Genomic DNA, 19,315 nt, shown 5'->3' with positions numbered 1-19,315 from the left:
CTCCAACTATTAAATAGTTTTACCGGTAGACTTGAAGAAACGGACTTTTTTACCGTCTTCAAATCTAAAACCTACACGATCCGCTTTGCCAGTTTCGGCATTGAAAATCGCTACGTTTGATACGTCGACTGACGCTTCTTTCTCAACAATACCGCCAGCTTGCTGTAGTTGTGGTACAGGCTTCTGGTGCTTCTTGATGATATTAACGCCTTCAACAAATACTCGGCCAGTTTCAGTAACAACTGAAAGCACTTTACCGCGCTTACCTTTGTCTTTACCGGCTAGTACGATTACTTCGTCATCACGACGGATTTTTGCTGCCATGATCGACTCCTTATAGTACTTCTGGTGCTAGTGAAACGATCTTCATGAACTTTTCAGTACGAAGTTCACGAGTCACAGGGCCGAAGATACGAGTACCAATAGGCTGTAAGTTATCATTTAAGATAACAGCCGCATTGCTATCGAAACGGATCAAAGAGCCGTCTGGACGACGTACGCCTTTTTTAGTACGCACAACTACTGCGTTTTTAACATCACCTTTCTTCACTTTGCCGCGAGGAATAGCTTCTTTAACAGAAACTTTAATGATGTCGCCAACCGCTGCGTAGCGACGGTGCGAACCACCAAGGACTTTTATACACTGCACTTTGCGAGCGCCGCTGTTATCAGCAACGTCCAGCTGAGTTTGCATTTGGATCATCTTAATGACCTCCGGTGTAGTTACAACTCGCCGAGATTTTGTTCAAAATCAAGGCATTTAGGTTAAATTCCGCTCAAAAAACTGTGATTATGTCTTTCAAGGGCGGGCAATTGTACCAGCAAAGTCCAATCAAAGATAGTTCAATTTTTAATTAATTTAATGCTTTAACGTGACGTACTGATTGTAATTTCAGTATGTGGTGACGAGTATTCGAGAATTCAACCACTTGCATAATTTTCAAACAAAACTCATACGTGGATTTTCGCCTGATCCACTCTTGCTGAGAATACCTCGCCGTAACTTGAACAGAAACACATAAGCTTTGAATAAGATAGTTCACTGGTTTTAAACAGAATGATTGCGAAGTAGAATGGAGTATGGGTAGCCATACTCTACTGCGCTCTTTTAGCTTTGATGTAGTCACCCACATTACTTACAGTGTCAAGCCAATAGCCGTTTTTCGGATCCTGTAGATAAGGGATGAGCGCTTCTAACATTTCTGAATCGACGGTATACATCCCCCCTTCTCCCACTTCATGCCCAGCTAAAATAATCCAACTATTGTTCGCTCTTAATTGCTCTAAATAGTTTTTAATCGTTGAAAAGCTAAGGCCGTCCATTCTAATCCCAGTCAATTGAGCAAAGTCTGTATAGGTAGGATGATTGGCGCTTTCATCAAGCCAGGTGCGACCACTATCGAAGTGCTTTGCTATTATTGGCACATAGCTTTTTACATTTTCACCACGCCCGACAAAGGTATTACCGCAAGGATAAGCAAAGCTTCGCGGGGTTACGCCTAAGTGCTTTTCTATGTATTCGGTTGTATAAGTAATATCGCGTTCAATATATGCCAGATCAACTTGCTCCAGTCCTTGATTCTTCTCTCTCAGCCACGCAAAGTTCCCAGTGCACAAGTGTTCGTTGGTATGATTACCTATTTCATGACCCTGCTTAACAGCCCCTTGCCACAACGACAGATTTTCCGCTACTTTTGATGGCATGACGTAAAATGTCCCTTTAACCTTATAGCGGTTTAGTAATGGTATCGCGACCGTGACTTGGCTCGTTCTTGCATCATCAAAGGTCAGACTAATGGCATTGCGAGCGCCCTTTGGGTACGTAAAAGTCACATCACTATCTGCAGCTTTACTCAGCGTACTATAAAGTAATGTACATATAGCCATCACCCCCCAACAACAGCGAGTGAGGGAAAGAGTGTATAGATTTGCCATATCTTTATCCTTAAAAGCGTGGTGTTTTATTACTCTATAAAAGTTGCACTCCCTAGCAAAGTGTTAAATTCTCAACTTATTTATTTACTATTTAGGTCACCGCAAGTAGTACTAATTTGGCGATTTTAGCGATACACTACCTTTAATAACCAATAAGAAAGACTGTGCTGTGTTGAAGTTAGAAGAATACTATCAGGACGTGATTTTGCTCGCTGAAGGCGGTATGAGCAAAGTGTACCTTGCTACTGACAAAAAGCTCGGCCGCCGTGTAGCGGTCAAGGTATTGTCGCTCTCTCAGCATACACAAGCAGACGAGTTCAACGAGGCTCGCCTATTAGCGCGTTTTAACCACCCTAATATAGTACAAATATACGACGTTTTTGAGAGCAATGGCCACATGGCTTTAGAAATGGAGTATGTACAAGGCGCGACTTTACAGCATTATACAAAAACACATGTTTTAACTACCGAGCAAAAAGTCGAGCTGCTTAGCCATATTGCCGACGGTCTCGCGTCAGCGCATAGCCAAAATATCCTTCATTTGGACTTAAAACTGGGTAATATTCTGGTCAATGATCAGGGTGTAGCCAAGATCGCCGACTTCGGTATTTCACAATTAGAAGATAGCCAAACTTCTCGCCCCCACACCAGCTACGGCAGCCTCACCGCAATGTCACCAGAGCAACTTCGTAATGAAATGCTAGATAGCCGTAGTGATCTATTCTCGCTCGGACTTATTGCGTATCAATTACTGGCTGGACACCACCCTTATTGTGAACAAGCTGACGATGGTAGTGATAAGTCTATTGCTGAACAGATTAAATTCCAACCTTTAAAAACTAGCGCTAAACGTATTTTAGATATTCCCCCTGCGCTGGCACAGCTGATTGACCGCTTACTGCAATATGAGAAAAGCGCTCGCCCGAGTAGTGCCAATGAAGTGAGCCAACAGCTCAAGCAAATTTTACACACCTTTAGCTACGACAACAGCGAGGCAACATTATCCCTTGAAGAAATAGCACTACGAGATAGAGCTAAAGAGAAAGCCAAAACACGTAAAAAGCGGCTAAGTGTTACAGCACTTTTCACCTTTTTAATGTGCTTAGTCGTTGGTGGATACTGGTATTGGCAAGAAACCAAACCCAAAGTTTATATTGCAGCGCTACCGGTAGAGTTTATTGGACAAAGTGATATACCAAATTCACACAAACAGATAGTAAAACAAACCGTTGAAGACGCCATCTATCAGTTTCTGATTACCAGTAAAAACTATGAGCCAGTTTCAAAGAAAGAAGTAAAACAAACGCTTGCATCTTTAGGTAGAACCGCGAAACCTTCTGATATCTCTCAGTCTTTACAAATAGACAAGTTATTCATTCCGACAGGCGAGTGTAATAATTATAGCTGTACTATCCAACTTGAGTTGCTAGGGAAGTCAGGAAAAGTCGTTGAGTTTTCAGAACGGATTACCGTCATCAACACGCAAATTTCTGCAACGTTTATTTCTGTCTCACAAACGTTATCTAAAGCGCTCAATATCACTGATACTTCAGAGCGATTGATAGACGACAATTTTAATAAGGCATACTCAGCCTTGATAGAGCAATTGCACCAAGAAAACACAGTCGACATCAAATTAATTAGTCAACTTAGGGTGTTTATTCGGACATACCCTAAACACTATTCTCTTTACACTACTTATACCAAAGGTAGCCTCCGATTATACAATCGAACTCTAGATATTAAGATTATCAATGAATTAAAAGAAGTCTTAGATTCAAGCCCTCACGAATATAAAGAAACTTTGGACTACCTAGCAAATAGAACCTCGCTACTTCTGTTACTAAATAAGAAGGATGATATTGAGACACTGTTGAGCAGCTACCAAGGAGACAATAGCAACTCATACGAGTTGCTAAATCTAAAAGGGAGTATTTATCAGAAATTAGGAAAATATGAGCAAGCGAAAGCTTCATTCATCAAAGCATATCAGCTCAAACCTACTTTGATTGTACTGAGAAACTTAGTGAAAATACATGCGATATCAGGAAGCTTTGCCGAAGCGCTTCATTTCGCAGATAAAGCATTATCAATCACTCAAAAAGATCATCAACTCATCAAGATCACAGCTGATATTTCATTAATTACGGGTAACCTGAGTAGAGCAATAGAGCTCTATCAGACACTTGTGAAATCTGATAGTAATAACGCAAACTATTTAACAAACTTGAGCACAGCCTTAAGTTTAATCAAAGAGCAAGACTTATCCTTGGATTATGCAACTCAGGCATATAGGATAAATGAACAAAGAGCTGATATTGTCCTCAACTATGCTGATGCCTTAGCGCTGGCTAACAACGATGCAGATCGAGCCTACATGAAGGTAATAGCGCTTTTAGATACCCCGAGTAAACCAATTGATAAATTAATAAAAGCGCAAGCTCTTGCACATTTAGGGTATAGCATTGAAGCACTCAAATTACTCCAACTCGTAAAGTCAGAAGCACCCGAGTTATATGAACTACCTTTTGTAAGCGCCCTAATCATGACCTTAATTGGGGATGAAAGCTCGGCGATAATTCAAATAGAAGCAAGTTTGGATTCAGGCTGGGCAGTACAGTTTTTTAACTTGAAGTGGTTTGATCCACTGTGTGGTATTGATGAGTTTCATAAATTGCTAGAAAAACACAATTATTCAGAGCGCTGTAGCGCTCTGAATTAGAGTTTTAGTTTGGCTCTGTATCTTCGATAACAATCGTTGGATCTTGTGAGAAATAACGTACGACACCATTTCCAGAATCCTTTTGAGCAACAAGTCTGAACTCAATACGTGAATTGTTATTTTCTACTAGTGTGACAACCTTCGCATCAGGATTAGCTGATAGCGCTTTGATATCACTTTCACTTAGTGTATTCGCAACGTTCAATGCTTCAATTGTAACTTCAACCGTATGCTTCCCCTCTAATTTGCTTGTAAGGTTATAATTGAAATTGTCTTGCGCTTCGGTAAAGAAAGTACCATTTTCCGCAAAGCTCCAGTCATCTTCATCAGTAACAAGCTTATACTTTAGAGTGGCGCTTTTCCCCTTAGCTAATTGAATTTTAACTGGCTTATCATCACCTGAAAATATCCAGTTACCCTCGACTTTTGGGGTCACTACGAATTCATATTGGGGTGTACTCATTATTTTATCCTTCGTTTGTTTGTAGAGCAATTCCCACTTATCTAAGCACATGAATAACATTAATGCTATTACAACCGGTTACAGCAGACAGATTTAAACGCATTTCGACGACAATCATCAACCAAAGTTAAAACCATAATCAGCTGGCTCAATCTGATAAAATGTACTGTAAAAATCTGGCTCCACCAAGTTATAGCCTGCGCTCTCCCTCTCTCCTTTTTGCAATTTAGCGAGTAACGCTAAGCGCTTATCAAGCCACTGTGTTGAATAATTACTATTTTGCTGCAGGTGGGATATCGCTCTAAATTCAAAATACAGTGTTCTACGCATACTTTTAGCGTGCTGTATACCAGAACAATGCAAGGTATTGACATGATGAATCAAAATATCGCCTGCTTTAACTGGCACATCAACTGGTGTTAGCTGTTGCTTCTCAAGCTTTTCCTTCAGCTCAAGGACACTCTCTTTTGCAAGATGGGAGCCAGGTAATACCTGCAACGCCCCTTGCTGAGCCTGCGCATCATCCAAATAAATTCCCATGGTAATGATCCGCTCGTCAGCTCCCGCATTCATGTCTCTATGCCACCCTATCTGATAAGGATCCGCGGGGTCTTTAATTAGTAGAGACTCATAAACTGGCGCCACAGGTTCACCAATTATCTTTTCAGCCAGTCCTATCACACTCGGGTGTGCAAGCAGCTCAGCGTAAGCCGATTGAAATTTAAATAGGTCATTTATACGTGAAACCACCAATCTCCCTTGATGGCGTGACGCTGAGATATGCTCTAGACACTTGTCTTCTTTGGCAAAGTTCTGAGCATCTTGTAACAGGGATGTAGTGATGGCTTGTAATGACTTGAATAACTGTGCTTCAAATGCTGCCTCTACTTTTATAAATCCATACTTATCAAATGTGTGTTGTAGCTGAGTTTCCATTTTAACTTTTAGTTCTTCTTGTTATGGCTATGTCGAATATAACGCAAAGGCTGCTACTGACAACCTTTGCGAGCTGCTTCATTGACTTCACGCAACTTACTCATCTGGGATGTTATCAGTTAGCCGCCGAACAACCCTTTAAGCTTATCCTTTATCTTGTCCTTTACCTTGTCTTTGGCTTTATCTTTAGCCGCTTCTTTTAAATCTAGGCTAGTATCCACTTTGTGGAATGGGCCTTTGACCCGCACCGGAATTTTAAAACCGGTACTATCATCAGTACTCGCTTGCCCTTCAATGGTATCAACAATTCCAGTCACCACACGGTAATCGACCAAAGTTTGTGGTAAATCAACGGTACCCTTACCTGTCACTCGTAGTAAAGGACTTGCCAACGAGAAGTCATCATTTTGACCTACACCTTTGGTAAAGAAAAATGTGCCAGTCATGGCTGAGAAGTCGGTTTTTTGATCTGGGTCGAAATTGGCATTGAGTCCTTGCGATACCGAAGAGAAATCGCCTTTGAGCATCTCTTTGCCCTTACGGATCATCTCAGCAAGGTTTGCACCTTTCACCCCACCATCTTTGAACTCAAAACCTAATTTACCATCAAGAGCATTCACAAATTGCTTTTGACTGACACCTTGCGTGCTTAACGCCCAATTAAGACTTCCTTTACCCAATATTTTGTCAAAGCCGATAACATCGGTCAGTAGTGGCTCAGCGTTAATCGCTGTTAATGTAAAGTCAGTATTGATGGCATAAGGTTTTGTTGCCGCGTTTACCTCAACCTTGCCTTTACCCTGACCTTCATAGGCTTGGAACTTATCTAAGCCGAGTGTCGCTTTACCTGAGTTAAGTGCTAAGCTGATTTGGTTTTCGCCAAGCTTAATTTCTCTCGCACGTAGCCCTGTTGAGGTGATCTTCACATTCGCATTAAGGCTATTAAGCGCTGATAAATCAATTACAGAGTCATCCCACACGATTGGCTGTGCTGGTGCCCCCTCAGGCTCAGGTTTCGTTTGTGGTTTTTCTACAGGCTCTGGCAAATAAGGGTTAAGATCTAACATGCCAAGGTCAACACTCGCGGTAATATCAGGCTTACCAGAGAGGGTGACTTTACTTTGACCTTTTATTACCAATTCGTCCACGGTCGCTTCTAAGGCGTTAAGAGTAAAAACTTGCCCTTGCATCCTCATTGTGGCGTTTAGGCCAAAGTTGTTAAACGCATTTTCTTTGGCTTTTAGGTCAACGCCCTGCCACTCAGCTAGCGCTTTTACCGAGTCGCCAGACAAGGCTAACTGACCGCGAATGGTTTTACCTTGCTCTGCAATTTCACCTTTATAGTCAAGGTTGAACAGCGCTGATTTTACTTGTTGTTCAACATTAAAGGTTGCACCTTCGATCGCCTTTGCTGGATTGTCGAGTGTAGTAACAAGGTTAAAAATTTGACCTTGAAAAGTCAGCTTACCGTCGACTTCTAGTGGTTGGTAAAGTGACGATAGCATCACGCCAATGTCTAAATCAGTTACTTGATATTTAGCGCCTGTCACACCATCAAGATAAGTCACCGAGCCACCATAAATCGCCACTTCGCCAAGGCTAACATCTAAGCCCTCCGGTAACTGCATATTACCTTTAGAGCTGGTTTGTGCCGTTGGCGTGTTTTCTGCACTGGCGGGTAGCAACCGCCAGTTCGCGTTATCTTGTTTGTCAGTTTCGAGAATAATATTTGGATTACTGATCACAAAGCGCTCAAGCTTAGCTTCACCAGACAACGCACTTAACCATGGAATATGCACGACAAGTTGCTCCATGGCGAACATATCTGGGCGACTGCCCGTTGCCATGTTGGCAAATCGCACTTGGTTTAGCTCGATATGTAGAGTCGGGAAAATACCAATGTCAGAGTCGCCATCAATCGACAGCTTTCTACCTGTCACTGACTCTATCTGTGATGTTATCTGGCTGATAACGGCTTGTTTGGGGATTAAAAACGGAGCTGCGATAACAAGAATAATAATAAGCGCTATTATGACACCTACGATTTTAGCTAGCCGATTCATTGCCTTTCCTTCATAAATCTTGATTATTTTTATGATAACCCTTGTTATCGAATATACCATGAATAAAGGCAAATAATTTGTACTGAGCGATTGCAACCTCATCACTAATCGGTATGATCCTCGCCCTTGCCAGTTTTTATCGTCATTCGCTATATTTTACTGGTTAGCTTATTAATCAAACTTGGAGTATCTAACCCACATGAAGAAATTGCTCATATCACCGTCAAACATGGCCTTGGGCGAACAGGAAAGTCAGATTTATCAAAATATCCTTAAACAGGCCACAGAGATCAGCCTCAATCTGATGGCGGTTAAAGTGGAAAATCACCCTGAAGATTTTCTTGGTTGGTGCTATGAACTACTTGATGTGGCAAAAAACCGTATCAACTTTGATCTCTTGGATGACCATCAACTTCCTATCGTTAAAAAGCTACAAGATTTACTTATCTCAGCAATTAGCTTTTTACAGCTAAAAACTTTACGCATAGCACCTTGGCCTATGGTGACTGCATTTATTGCTGACCATAAAGAGATAGCTGCACTAGATGAACAACTAAAATTAATCGAATACCTAAAGCCAATGCGTAGCACACCACTGAAGGACATGATTAAAGAAGATCGCCTTGCCTTTAGTGGTAAACATGCTGCAAGTTTAGACACTAGCGTGTATCAATTTGACGTCGAGTGGTTTGCTTCCACCAAAAGTGCAAAAGGCTTTCACCAATTATTAGACGACCTTCCGGGTGCTTTTGATGACGCATTAGCTGCTATTCCTGCTGAAGGTGACGTAACGCTTGAGCACTATCAATCATTTATGGTGGGGTATTTAAGTGCCTTTTCTGGCAGCGAGGAAAAGCCAACGCTTGCACCAGCCACTCGCCTATTAGCAATGCGTCGCCCAGATGTGTTCACACCAATAACGCCCAGTAAACTTGACGCTTTGTGCCAAGCGCTTGGTATTGCGAAGCTAAACAATCGCGATTTTGAGCGTTATTGGACAGATATAGTCAGCACCATTAAAACGATGCCGTGGTACACCATGGCTGCACCAGCTGATGAATTTGAAGCCCAATTAGCTGAGATTAAAGCCCTATTACCTTGTCTGTTTTATCACGCAGACAAAGACACAGCAACTAACTCCAACTACTTTAAGCTACTGCATAAGCCTAAACGCACCGGAAGCAGTGGTGGCAAAAAGACCGTACGCCGTGGTAAAGAGTCAGCAGAGGTACTGGTCGACCGCGCCCTTGCAGATGAGTCTATTCCAGAGCATATTCGCGCCAAACGTGACTCGATAGTCGCTGAAGTAGAAAAAGGTCGTAGTGTCGATGAAACCATCAGCCTAATGCGTACCATCTTTGGATAACTAACCTAAACTTCAATAACTCTCCCCTCAATACGCTGCTTGCATTATTAATGTGCAAGCAGCGACTTTTTGCACCAGCCCCGTGCAGTATTTATGCAGCCAATACTTTTGTGATCAGAGACCATGAAATAAAATTCCAATATTTTTAATAATATAGAATTAAATCTCCGTTACTTTCAGATATTGGCCTTCCCTTTGCAGTCACTCTTTACAAAAAGTGTAATGACAACAACTGAATAATAACTCTGCGTTCAATGGGGAAAACAGAATGAAAAACAAACCTTTACTTATGCTACTCGGCGGCCTGACTGCGTGCTTTTGTGTTTCAACTCAAGCGGAAGTAACAGCAAATATTGCGGCAAGCTCAAATTATTACTGGCGTGGGATCACTCAAAGCGATGATGGCGCAGCGGTGTCTGGCGGCTTAGATTATAGCAGCGAGTCTGGGTTTTATGCTGGTACTTGGGTTTCTAACATCGACTTTGGCGACGCTGCCAGTTATGAGATGGATCTGTACGCCGGTTACGCTGGTGAAATCAAAGGCATGAGTTTTGATTTCGGTTATATCCACTACGCCTACCCCGATGCCAATGGAGATATTGATTTTGGCGAGATTTACGCCGCACTTGGCTGGCAATACTTTACTTTTAAACTCAGCCACCTAGCCACAGCACAAAGCGACTCAACCACAGAAGAAGACATGCTGTATGCCGAAGTGTCGGCCAGCTTCCCCATTTTTAAAGACAGTGAATTAACTTTACATATTGGTCGCTCCAGCGGAGACACCGTGCTTGAGTGGACAGGTGAAGACGACGCTTATATGGATTACGGTGTGAGTTTATCTACGCAAGGCTTTACCTTTGGATTAGTAAAAACCGACTTAGACAGTAGCGACGATATTAAAGCTTACGTAAGTTATGGATTAGATTTTAATCTGTGATGACCAAAGGCGGGCGGTCTTGTGACAGCCGCACCACCTTATTTTTTACTTGCTGCAACACGTAGGGCCGAAAGGCCCTTTTTTGTGGCTGAATTTACAAGGTTGTCGCGTAAATTAGCTCCAATCCAAACACATGCTGCTTTATGGTATGCTATGCCCAGTAGACGCCGTCCAAATGCGATACCACTGCTCGCGACTCATGCTAAGTGACTGTGAAGTAAACGCGCTGGCAACTCGGGTGATATTTCCTGTTCCAAGCACAGTGGCAGGTTTCGATGGGTGCATGGCTAGCCATGCGTATACCACTTGATCAATTTCAGTGCTACCGATCTCTTCACCCACTTGCTGTAACACCGCACGGAGTCGTTTGGCTTTTTCATCTTCATTGGAAAATATTCTGCCCCCAGCCAGTGGCGACCACAGCATAGGGTTCATGCCTAGTTGCTGGCACTGATCAAGGGTGCCATCGTCAAGCGCTTTCATCTCAAAAGGTGAAAACTCAATTTGGTTGGTCACTAAAGCGAAATCGAGCCTCGATTGCAATAAGGCAAGCTGGCTGGGTGTAAAGTTCGAGACCCCAAAATGAAGTACATCGCCGTTTTGTTTAAGGGTATTAAACGCATCGGCAACTTCATCGGCATCCATTAGATAATCAGGGCGATGGATCAACAGCACATCTAACCTATCCGTGCCAAAGTTTTTTAATGACTGCTGCGCTTGGGCAATGATATGCGCCTTGCTTGAATCATAATGGTTTGCCTTTCCCGCTAATCCCAAGCTCGGAAATGCGGGCTTAATGCCACATTTGGTGATGATCCGAATGTGCTCTCGAATGCTAGGCTCAAGCGCTAAGGCTTTACCAAACTCCGCCTCACACTGATACTCACCGTAAATATCAGCATGATCTGTATCACGTATTCCAAGCTCAATCGCTTGCTTTAAAAAGCGTAAATTTTCTTGCGGCGTAATTTGCCAGTCTAAAAGCCGCCAAAACCCCAATACTAATGGGTCAAGTACGCGGGTGTTTGAGTTCATAACGTAATTCCTACTTTTGCAACCACTTGCATGGCTTTCTCGACAGCACTTTCAGCCGAGTCTGAGCGTGCTAACGCCACACCCATTCTGCGCTTGCCACTCACCTCTGGTTTACCAAACAAACGAATATCCGTTAGTGGCTCTGCAAGCGCTTGTGCAAGATTGTTGAACTGTAATTGTGTTGACTGACCTTCGACAAGGATCACGCTAGATGCCGATGGTCCATGGAAGTGAATGGTGGGGATAGGCAAGCCTAAAATCGCGCGAGCATGCAGTGCAAACTCACTTAAGTCTTGCGAGATAAGCGTAACCATGCCGGTATCATGTGGCCTTGGTGACACTTCGCTGAAGTACACTTCATCACCCTTAATAAAGAGTTCAACGCCAAACAGACCCCGACCACCAAGTGCTTCCGTGACTTTTTCAGCCATGGCTTTACTACGCTCTAGTGCCAACTCAGACATCTGCTGCGGCTGCCAACTTTGCTGGTAATCACCGTCTTGTTGCACATGTCCAATTGGTTCACAAAAGCTCGTGCCATCGATATGGCGTACGGTTAGCAGCGTAATTTCATAGTCAAAATCAATAAAACCTTCCACAATCACTCTGCCCTGACCTGCACGCCCACCCTCTTGTGCGTAGTGCCAAGCGGCTTCCACATCTTCAGCGTTTCTAATCACGCTTTGCCCTTTACCTGACGAGCTCATGATAGGCTTAACTACACATGGCATGCCAATGCGTGCGACAGCGGCATTAAAGTCTGCCAAGGTATCAACAAATTGATAGGGTGAAGTGGCAAGCCCCAGCGTTTCAGCAGCAAGACGGCGGATCCCTTCACGGTTCATGGTCAGCTGAGTCGCTTTGGCGGTTGGCACCACCGTGTAACCCTCAGCCTCTAATTCCACCAGCTTATCCGTCGCAATGGCTTCAATTTCCGGCACGATATAATCAGGTTGCTCTTGTTCAATAATCGCTTTGAGCTTTTCACCATCCAACATAGACAAGGTATAGCTGCGATCTGCTACTTGCATCGCAGGCGCATTGTCGTAGCGGTCTAATACAATCACTTCAGCACCTAAGCGCTTAAATTCGATGACGACTTCCTTCCCTAACTCGCCACCACCGCAGAGTAATACTTTGCAAGCTGTTGCGGAAAAGGGCGTGCCCAGAGGTTTGATTTTCATGATGATTCCTTGGTTGGTTTGATACCTCCATGGTAACGACTTTTTGTCATGCAAAAAAGCCAAGAGGTAGGCATGCAATTAAAACGCCCTCTACATACCTACTTTATCAACAACAAAGTGCTTGCTGTTACTTACTTTACGGTGACGTTACCATGCCAAGCCGGGTATTGTTCAAGTTGTAGTTTCAACTTATCACCTGATGCTAGACTACCCACACCTTTGGGGGTGCCAGTGAGCACAATATCTCCTGGTTGCAACGTAAAGTAACGCGTGATTTCATTCATCAACTCAATGATCGGAAAAATCATTAAGCTAGAGTCGCCATGCTGTTTTAGCTCATCATTCTGCCAAAAGCGATACTCTACGCCCTCAGCAAAGGTGCTTTCATCGCAAGGAATAAATGGCGTGATTGGACAGCTATTATCATAGGCTTTTGCTCGCTCCCAAGGGTGCCCTTGTGCTTTTAATTCACTTTGTAGGTCTCGCAAAGTTAAATCAAGCGCAAGTCCCACTCCAGCAATGTGCTTTAGTGGCTCTGCTGTATTTGCATCAATTTGCGTACCAATCAACAGTGCGAGCTCTGCTTCATAATGATGCTCACCAAGCGCAGCGTTTAAACATAAATCGCTATCAAATGTGACCAAGCTGGTAGCTGGTTTTATAAATAATAATGGGTTATCGGGGATTGGATTATCTAACTCTTTGGCATGTTCAACATAATTTCTGCCAATACAAACTATTTTACCCACAGGTAAATCCCATGGTACTAAATTATCGCGCTTATGCTGGTACATACTAACTCTCTCTGTGTGTTATACCAATTAGTCTTAATACTTGCTCAATTTGAAGGAGTAATTCACGGTACTGCTAGCCAATAAAAAGGCTTCCGAAGAAGCCTTTTCGACAGTATTAATAGCTACAGCGACTTGATATTATCAGCCGCTTTTTTATCAACCAGCTTTACAAACGGGTCAACCCCAGCAAACTTCGGTAAGTCCTTTACTGTTAGCTCAATTGTATTTGCACCGGATACAATCCTATGCTTTTGTAAATACAATAACGCATTACCTCTTTGAATTATATCTAGATCTGCGAAAAACAAAGCGATACCTATTTGTTGGTCAAACGGAATTTTTTCTTCATTAAACACCACATGCCATCGCTGTTTTATCTATGGCACCAAGGTTGCTGCCTAGTTATCTTAGTCGGCTCTTTAATATTCTCCCTGCGTCTTTTGACCAAAATAAATGATTAAGTGCTGACAAAATCACCATAAAATCAGCAGACACTGCTTCAAATCCTTTAGGGCTCATGGTGAGAATACGCAGGGCAGTATTTGCCCGGTAAATAGTGTGTCGCGATCACCTACCAGCGCTATTAGGGCAAAGTAAACCAAACATACCTTTTGGGATCGAGAGTTCTACACCTCGCAAGGCATGAACACCATTGTCATAGGTTTTAGAGAGTCCTGATATTTCAAGCATTTTTATTTCCTTTATGGATTTTTATTATTGCCCTTTTTATAACATTCACCTACGTTAGTAACAGTTAACACAAACATATCAATTGCAAATAAAAGTAAACACTGAAACACTAGGTAACACCCTTATTTTACAAATGCCAAGGAAAACTAACATGCAAGATCATGCCAACCACCCACTGACGGATTTTATCGAATACCCTCATGATGAGATGCTAAGTCGTGCTGAGGCCTTCTTGGAACACAGTAAAAGACGTCATAGTATCCGCGCTTTTAGCGACCGCTCAGTACCTCAAGAAATTATTGAAACCTGTATAAGAGCAGCAGGTACGGCACCAAGCGGTGCAAACCACCAGCCATGGCACTTTGTAGCAATTGGCAGCAAAGAGAAAAAACAACAGATCCGAGCCGCTGCAGAAGAGTTAGAGCGCTCTTTTTATCAAGGCCGTGCTGGTGATGAATGGCTAGATGCGCTAAAGCCGCTAGGGACCGATGCACAAAAACCCTACCTTGAGCATGCACCTTGGTTAATTGCGATTTTTAGCCAGAAAAAAGGCGGGATCCACGCTGAAGATAAAAATACCAATTATTACGTGCACGAGTCAGTAGGTATTGCAACTGGGTTTCTGATCCAAGCGCTTCATAATGCAGGATTGGCAACACTGACACATACGCCAAAACCAATGAGCTTTTTAACAGAGTTATGTGGTAGGGACAAAGATAATGAGCGCCCCTACATGTTACTTATTGCAGGCTATCCAAGTGATGAAGCCACTGTCCCTGAACATGCTACAGTTAAAAAGTCACTTGAAGAAATAGCCACTTTCATCTAAACGATATCCAACTAGCTGTTAATATACGGCTAGTTGATCGCCCTCATTGAGCCCTGTGATCACAATCGTCTTGTTGCTGCGCTCTTCACCTAAACGTATATAACGTTTATATCGCTGGCCATTTTCAACCACCTCTACCATCGCCAACTGACCATGTTTACTGATCATCTTAGTGGGAATTTGAATAGCAGAGCGTTCACCAAGTACTAACTCCACTACGGCATACATACCCGGCACAACGCTACGCATCAGTGGCATATCAAGTTTAATGACAAAACTGCGCGCTTGACTGTCTGCAACTGGAACCATTTCCGACACCCTTGCCATTTGCGTCACCTCTAATGCAGGAATACGTACTTTAATTTCGCTGCCTAGCTGAATGTGTTTAACTTGCGCTTCTCGAATGGACGCTTCGATTTGCAATTGCAGTGGATTAAACAAAGAAACAATAGTACTGCCAGGGCTCACCGTACTACCTGGCTCCTGTAAACGCTCAACCACTTTACCGGAGATAGGTGCAATTATCTGTGTGTACCCTAGCGCGACTTGCGCACTGCGAAGGGCCTCTTGTAATGCTCGGCCCTGTGCTTGCAGCTCATCGACACTGGCTTGCCATTCATCGACTTGATTAATCGCAATCAACCCTTTTTCATTTAGAGATTTGCTTCGTGCTAATTGCTTTTTGGCTTGCACAAGCTTTGCCGAGTTAGCCGCTTGCTGCGCCGCTACACGCTGTAATTCCGCTTTAAGCTCTGCATCATCTAATGTCGCAATTAACTGCCCCGCAACCACCTTATCACCAGCCCTGACACTGAGCGTTTTTAACTCGGCCAATAGGCGGCTCGATACTAGCGTATTTTCTTTTGCAACCACACTGGCTGGCACTTGCTCTATTATTGCAACCGAAGATGCTTGTACCGTATAGCGCTTACCTTGATACTGCGGTTGCTGCACTTTTTCCCCTGGGGCCAGCTTTTCCTGAAAACCACCAGCAAGCCACACCACCATAAGCAGCAAGGCAGCAATAGCAATGACAGGAACAATAATTTGATTACGAGACATGTGATGACTCCTGAGCTGATGAACCCGTGAGGGATTGAGCTGCTGCTGGTACATCTTTGAATACCAAGTAATACACAATTGGCACAACCAACAGCGAAAATAATGTAGAAGCAATAATGCCGAAAATAATTGCAAGTGCTAGCCCACTGAATACGGGGTCTAAAATAATCACTAAGTTACCTAATAAGGTCGTCCCTGCGGTGAGTAACACAGGTCGCATCCTAACTGTGCCAGCTGTAATTAAGGCATCAATGAGTGTCATACCTGCCGAACGAGATTGATTAATAAACTCCACTAAGATAAGAGAGTTTCGAACTACAATACCAGCCAAGGCAATCATGCCAATCATGGCGGTTGCAGTGAATAGCACAGGCTCTGGAGCATCAGCAATCACACGCTCTCCAAACTGATTGAGCAACCAAAAGCCTGGCATGATCCCTATCATGGTAAGCGGAATGGCAGACATAATAATCAATGACAAGCGACTGGATACGGTTTGTATACGTAAAATCATAAATATTGCTGTGAGTGCAAATACAAACGCAATGCCCATATCCCTAAACACATCAATTGTAATCTGCCACTCCCCCTCTCCTTTAAAGGTATAACTAGTGCCTTCAGGCATCGACCAACTGATACCACCGCCACTTTGTAAAAAGTTACGTGATGACCATTGGCTTTGAGGCAGCTGCTGGTTTTCGTCCGCAACGACATCAGCAATAACTTCAGCAGGTGTGCGGCCGTTGAGCTCAGCAAACACATAAATTACTTCTCGAAGATCTTTACGTATTATTACAGGAGCAGTATCTACAGAGGTTAGCTCGCCTAGTTCCGCGATTGCAACCAGTGGCCGTGCGGCTTGCGCTAAGCCGTATTCTTGTGCGCTTTTTGCTAAGTCTTGGCGACCACGAACCTGCATAGCCAATAAGTTTTGCCATTGATTACGTTGGCTGTAGTTAACCCCCAGCTCAATGGGCACCATTGCGGCTTCATGTTCGGTATAGAGAAACCCTGCTTGCATTGTGCCGCTGGCTATGGCCAAAGACTGGTTCACATCCGCTGTGGCTATGCCAGACAGTGCTGCTTTTTGCTTATCTACAACAAAACGTTTAAATACGGTGGGTGTTGCCATAGATGTGTCCACCTCTACCACATGAGGTTCTTGCTTTAGCCTTTTGGCGACTTGTTGAGCAGCCGCCTCATGGGTGGCACGAGACACAAATGGCTGGGCATATACTTCGGCAACGAGCGTGCTCAAAACAGGTGGCCCAGGTGGCACCTCAACAACTTTCACTTGAGTTAACCCCTGATTAAACTGCTGTAGTTTATCCCGCAGCCGCATTACCACAGCATGAGATTGGTGCGCCCGCGCTTCTTTATCTACCAAAAGTACACGCAGTTCAGCAAGGTGGGTACCATATCTGCGATAGTAGCCGCGCACCATGCCATTAAAGTCCATGCTTGATGGTTTACCAACAAACGCTGCAATGTCCGTTACTTCCACTTCAGACCAGACAACTCCCTGAATTTTTTTAGCCATCAAAGCCGTTTGTTCAAGGCTGGTGCCTTCGGGCATATCAATTAACACTTGAATTTCACTTTTATTGTCAAATGGCAGCAGCTTGAGCGGCACAACTCGAAATATCGGTAAGCTGATACTCGCAATAAACAGCCCAAGTACAATCCAAAGTACCCATTTGGCTCTAGTGGGGTGCTTTAGCAATGGCAACATTACTTTGCCATATAAAGAGGCTTGCGGGGCAACCGTTTGTGGTATTGATTTGGCTTGTAGTAACTTCTTAGATAACCACGGGGTCACTAAAAAGGCCACCAAAGTTGACGCCATTACGCTTATCGGCACATTAAATGCCATCGGTGCCATATAAGGTCCCATCATGCCAGTAATAAATGCAAGTGGAATAAATGCCATAATAATGGTGAAAGTAGACATCACTAGTGGCGATTTGATTTCTACCATGGCAGCAACAATATGCTTATCTTTATCTTGTCCAGCCCCACGGTGAATAAACCGATTTATATTATCAATCCCAGTGATTGGGTCGTCGACTAACAAGCCCAAAGAAAGAATTAACGCAAACAACGTGACACGGTTAATGGTATAGCCAAACGCCAAGTCTAGCCCGAGAGTGATGCCATAGCAGATAGGCACCGCTAACCCCACAACAATCGCTGAACGCCAGCCAAGGAAGATGCCAACAAATACCACCACAGTAAACACTGAAAAGGCCAAGCTTGAAGTTAGGTTATTCACCTTATCATTGGCTGTTTTGCCATAATTACGCAGTACTCTGACGCTCACTTCAGCAGGTAACAGCTGCTTCTGTAACTGATTGATAAGTTCCAGGCTTTGCTCAGCAACAGTCACAGCATTACTGCCTTTTTGTTTTGCAACACCAATAGTAACAAGTGGTGCGTTCATACCAAGGGTACTGCTTGCAAGCCACTGATAGCTTTCAGGCTCATTTGGCCCGTCGCGCACCGCTGCCACATCTTTTAAGACAATCCCACGGCCATTAATCACGTTAACGGTAAGATTTTCAAGCGCAGATTTGCCGCGGATCACATCGCCAGATTCAAAGGTATAGGTGTGCTTTCCTGCACTTACTTGCCCAACCCGCTCAACTTGGTTACTTGCCTGGATTGCTCTTAGTACATCCATTGGCGTAGTATGATGTGCAGCCAATGCCGCCAAGTCTAACTCGACACGTAATGCCCTTGTGCGCCCAGTAATTACAGTGACTTCACTGGTATCTGCAATAGTCTGCAACTGGATGGATAGCTCTTGTGCAAAACGCGTCAGTTCATAATCACTATACAGAGTAGGGTTAGTACTATACAAACCCAACATGAGAATTGGCACATCATCCACTTCAATCGGACGGATCTGCCACTGCTTAACAATGCCGGGCATGGTGTGCTGATTGGCATTTAATTTTGTGTAGGTATTTAAAATTGCCCGCTCTCTGTCCTCTCCAACATGAAACCTTAATGTGACAACCGCGACTCCAGTTTGCGTTGTGGAGTATACGTGCTCTACACCGGGAATTTGTAATAGTAGTTTTTCTAGCGGTGTCGTCACCAAACGTGCGACTTCCGGAGCTGCAGTATTAGGGACTTCGACATGAATATCTAGCATCGGTACAACAATTTGTGGCTCTTCTTCTCTTGGTGTCATTTGCAATGCAAATAGGCCAAGGAAAATAGAACACAAAAAAATAAGTGTAGGCAGGTATCCTTGTAGGCTTTGCTTAATCGCGCTATCTAGCTTTTGCATA

General features: G+C 43.6%; 16 protein-coding genes and 1 pseudogene. 4 read left to right on the top strand and 13 right to left on the bottom strand.

Going from position 1 to position 19,315, the window contains the following annotated elements:
- Positions 1 to 9: 9 nt before the first annotated feature.
- The 3 genes from rplX to F9Y84_RS07505 all read right to left on the bottom strand — a co-directional run bounded on the left by rplX (position 10) and on the right by F9Y84_RS07505 (position 1,887).
- Complete coding sequence (gene rplX / locus F9Y84_RS07515; protein ID WP_023401269.1) at positions 10 to 324, bottom strand: 50S ribosomal protein L24; 315 nt, start codon at positions 322 to 324, stop codon at positions 10 to 12.
- Between the two features lie 10 nt (positions 325 to 334).
- Complete coding sequence (gene rplN / locus F9Y84_RS07510) at positions 335 to 703, bottom strand: 50S ribosomal protein L14 (RefSeq protein ID WP_010378257.1); 369 nt, start codon at positions 701 to 703, stop codon at positions 335 to 337.
- Between the two features lie 392 nt (positions 704 to 1,095).
- Positions 1,096 to 1,887, bottom strand: a complete 792-nt coding sequence (locus F9Y84_RS07505) for a polysaccharide deacetylase family protein (RefSeq protein WP_373865575.1) — start codon at positions 1,885 to 1,887, stop codon at positions 1,096 to 1,098.
- Between the two features lie 217 nt (positions 1,888 to 2,104).
- Here F9Y84_RS07505 and F9Y84_RS07500 point away from each other — a divergent pair, with 217 nt between their 5' ends.
- On the top strand, positions 2,105 to 4,657 hold the full coding sequence (locus tag F9Y84_RS07500) for a serine/threonine-protein kinase (protein WP_147388910.1): 2,553 nt from the start codon (positions 2,105 to 2,107) through the stop codon (positions 4,655 to 4,657).
- Positions 4,658 to 4,661: 4 nt separating this feature from the next.
- Here F9Y84_RS07500 and F9Y84_RS07495 read toward each other — a convergent pair whose 3' ends face one another.
- From F9Y84_RS07495 to F9Y84_RS07485, 3 genes are all read right to left on the bottom strand, one after another.
- A complete protein-coding gene (locus tag F9Y84_RS07495; protein ID WP_147388911.1) occupies positions 4,662 to 5,120 on the bottom strand; it encodes a hypothetical protein in 459 nt (152 codons plus the stop codon).
- Positions 5,121 to 5,237: 117 nt separating this feature from the next.
- The gene (locus F9Y84_RS07490; protein ID WP_147388912.1) at positions 5,238 to 6,056 is read right to left on the bottom strand and encodes a phytanoyl-CoA dioxygenase family protein; all 819 of its coding nucleotides are present in this window, start codon (positions 6,054 to 6,056) and stop codon (positions 5,238 to 5,240) included.
- Between the two features lie 119 nt (positions 6,057 to 6,175).
- Positions 6,176 to 8,119, bottom strand: a complete 1,944-nt coding sequence (locus tag F9Y84_RS07485; protein WP_147388913.1) for an AsmA family protein — start codon at positions 8,117 to 8,119, stop codon at positions 6,176 to 6,178.
- A 199-nt stretch (positions 8,120 to 8,318) separates the two neighbouring features.
- Between F9Y84_RS07485 and F9Y84_RS07480 the strand changes: the two genes are divergently transcribed.
- Complete coding sequence (locus F9Y84_RS07480; RefSeq protein ID WP_167508210.1) at positions 8,319 to 9,485, top strand: hypothetical protein; 1,167 nt, start codon at positions 8,319 to 8,321, stop codon at positions 9,483 to 9,485.
- Between the two features lie 268 nt (positions 9,486 to 9,753).
- On the top strand, positions 9,754 to 10,425 hold the full coding sequence (locus F9Y84_RS07475; RefSeq protein WP_147388914.1) for a TorF family putative porin: 672 nt from the start codon (positions 9,754 to 9,756) through the stop codon (positions 10,423 to 10,425).
- A 141-nt stretch (positions 10,426 to 10,566) separates the two neighbouring features.
- Here the strand turns inward: F9Y84_RS07475 and F9Y84_RS07470 are convergent, their stop codons facing one another.
- From F9Y84_RS07470 to F9Y84_RS07450, 5 genes and pseudogenes are all read right to left on the bottom strand, one after another.
- Positions 10,567 to 11,460, bottom strand: coding sequence for an aldo/keto reductase (locus F9Y84_RS07470; RefSeq protein WP_147388915.1), 894 nt, complete (start codon positions 11,458 to 11,460; stop codon positions 10,567 to 10,569).
- Entirely contained in the window at positions 11,457 to 12,644 is a 1,188-nt protein-coding gene (gene purT, locus F9Y84_RS07465) for a formate-dependent phosphoribosylglycinamide formyltransferase (protein WP_147388916.1), read from the bottom strand. Before purT ends, F9Y84_RS07470 begins: the two co-directional genes overlap by 4 nt.
- A 131-nt stretch (positions 12,645 to 12,775) precedes the next feature.
- Complete coding sequence (locus F9Y84_RS07460) at positions 12,776 to 13,438, bottom strand: fumarylacetoacetate hydrolase family protein (RefSeq protein ID WP_147388917.1); 663 nt, start codon at positions 13,436 to 13,438, stop codon at positions 12,776 to 12,778.
- 122 nt (positions 13,439 to 13,560) lie between these two features.
- Positions 13,561 to 13,794 carry a hypothetical protein gene (locus tag F9Y84_RS07455; protein ID WP_225740654.1) on the bottom strand — a complete coding sequence of 78 codons (234 nt, stop codon included), beginning with the start codon at positions 13,792 to 13,794 and terminating at the stop codon, positions 13,561 to 13,563.
- 214 nt (positions 13,795 to 14,008) lie between these two features.
- Positions 14,009 to 14,128: pseudogene (locus F9Y84_RS07450) on the bottom strand (ABC transporter ATP-binding protein); the annotation flags it as partial.
- A gap of 151 nt (positions 14,129 to 14,279) precedes the next feature.
- Here F9Y84_RS07450 and F9Y84_RS07445 point away from each other — a divergent pair.
- Positions 14,280 to 14,957 (top strand): nitroreductase family protein, encoded by a 678-nt coding sequence (locus F9Y84_RS07445; RefSeq protein ID WP_147388918.1) that lies wholly within the window; start codon positions 14,280 to 14,282, stop codon positions 14,955 to 14,957.
- A gap of 18 nt (positions 14,958 to 14,975) precedes the next feature.
- Here the strand turns inward: F9Y84_RS07445 and F9Y84_RS07440 are convergent, their stop codons facing one another.
- Both F9Y84_RS07440 and F9Y84_RS07435 read right to left on the bottom strand, forming a co-directional pair.
- On the bottom strand, positions 14,976 to 16,019 hold the full coding sequence (locus tag F9Y84_RS07440) for an efflux RND transporter periplasmic adaptor subunit (RefSeq protein WP_128731833.1): 1,044 nt from the start codon (positions 16,017 to 16,019) through the stop codon (positions 14,976 to 14,978).
- Positions 16,009 to 19,314 carry an efflux RND transporter permease subunit gene (locus F9Y84_RS07435; RefSeq protein ID WP_147388919.1) on the bottom strand — a complete coding sequence of 1,102 codons (3,306 nt, stop codon included), beginning with the start codon at positions 19,312 to 19,314 and terminating at the stop codon, positions 16,009 to 16,011. The genes F9Y84_RS07440 and F9Y84_RS07435 overlap by 11 nt, the downstream gene beginning before the upstream one ends.
- Between the last annotated feature and the right edge of the window lies 1 nt (position 19,315).

Source organism: Pseudoalteromonas peptidolytica (assembly GCF_012641745.1).
GTDB lineage: Bacteria > Pseudomonadota > Gammaproteobacteria > Enterobacterales > Alteromonadaceae > Pseudoalteromonas > Pseudoalteromonas peptidolytica.
This window is presented reverse-complemented; position numbering and strand designations above follow the sequence as displayed.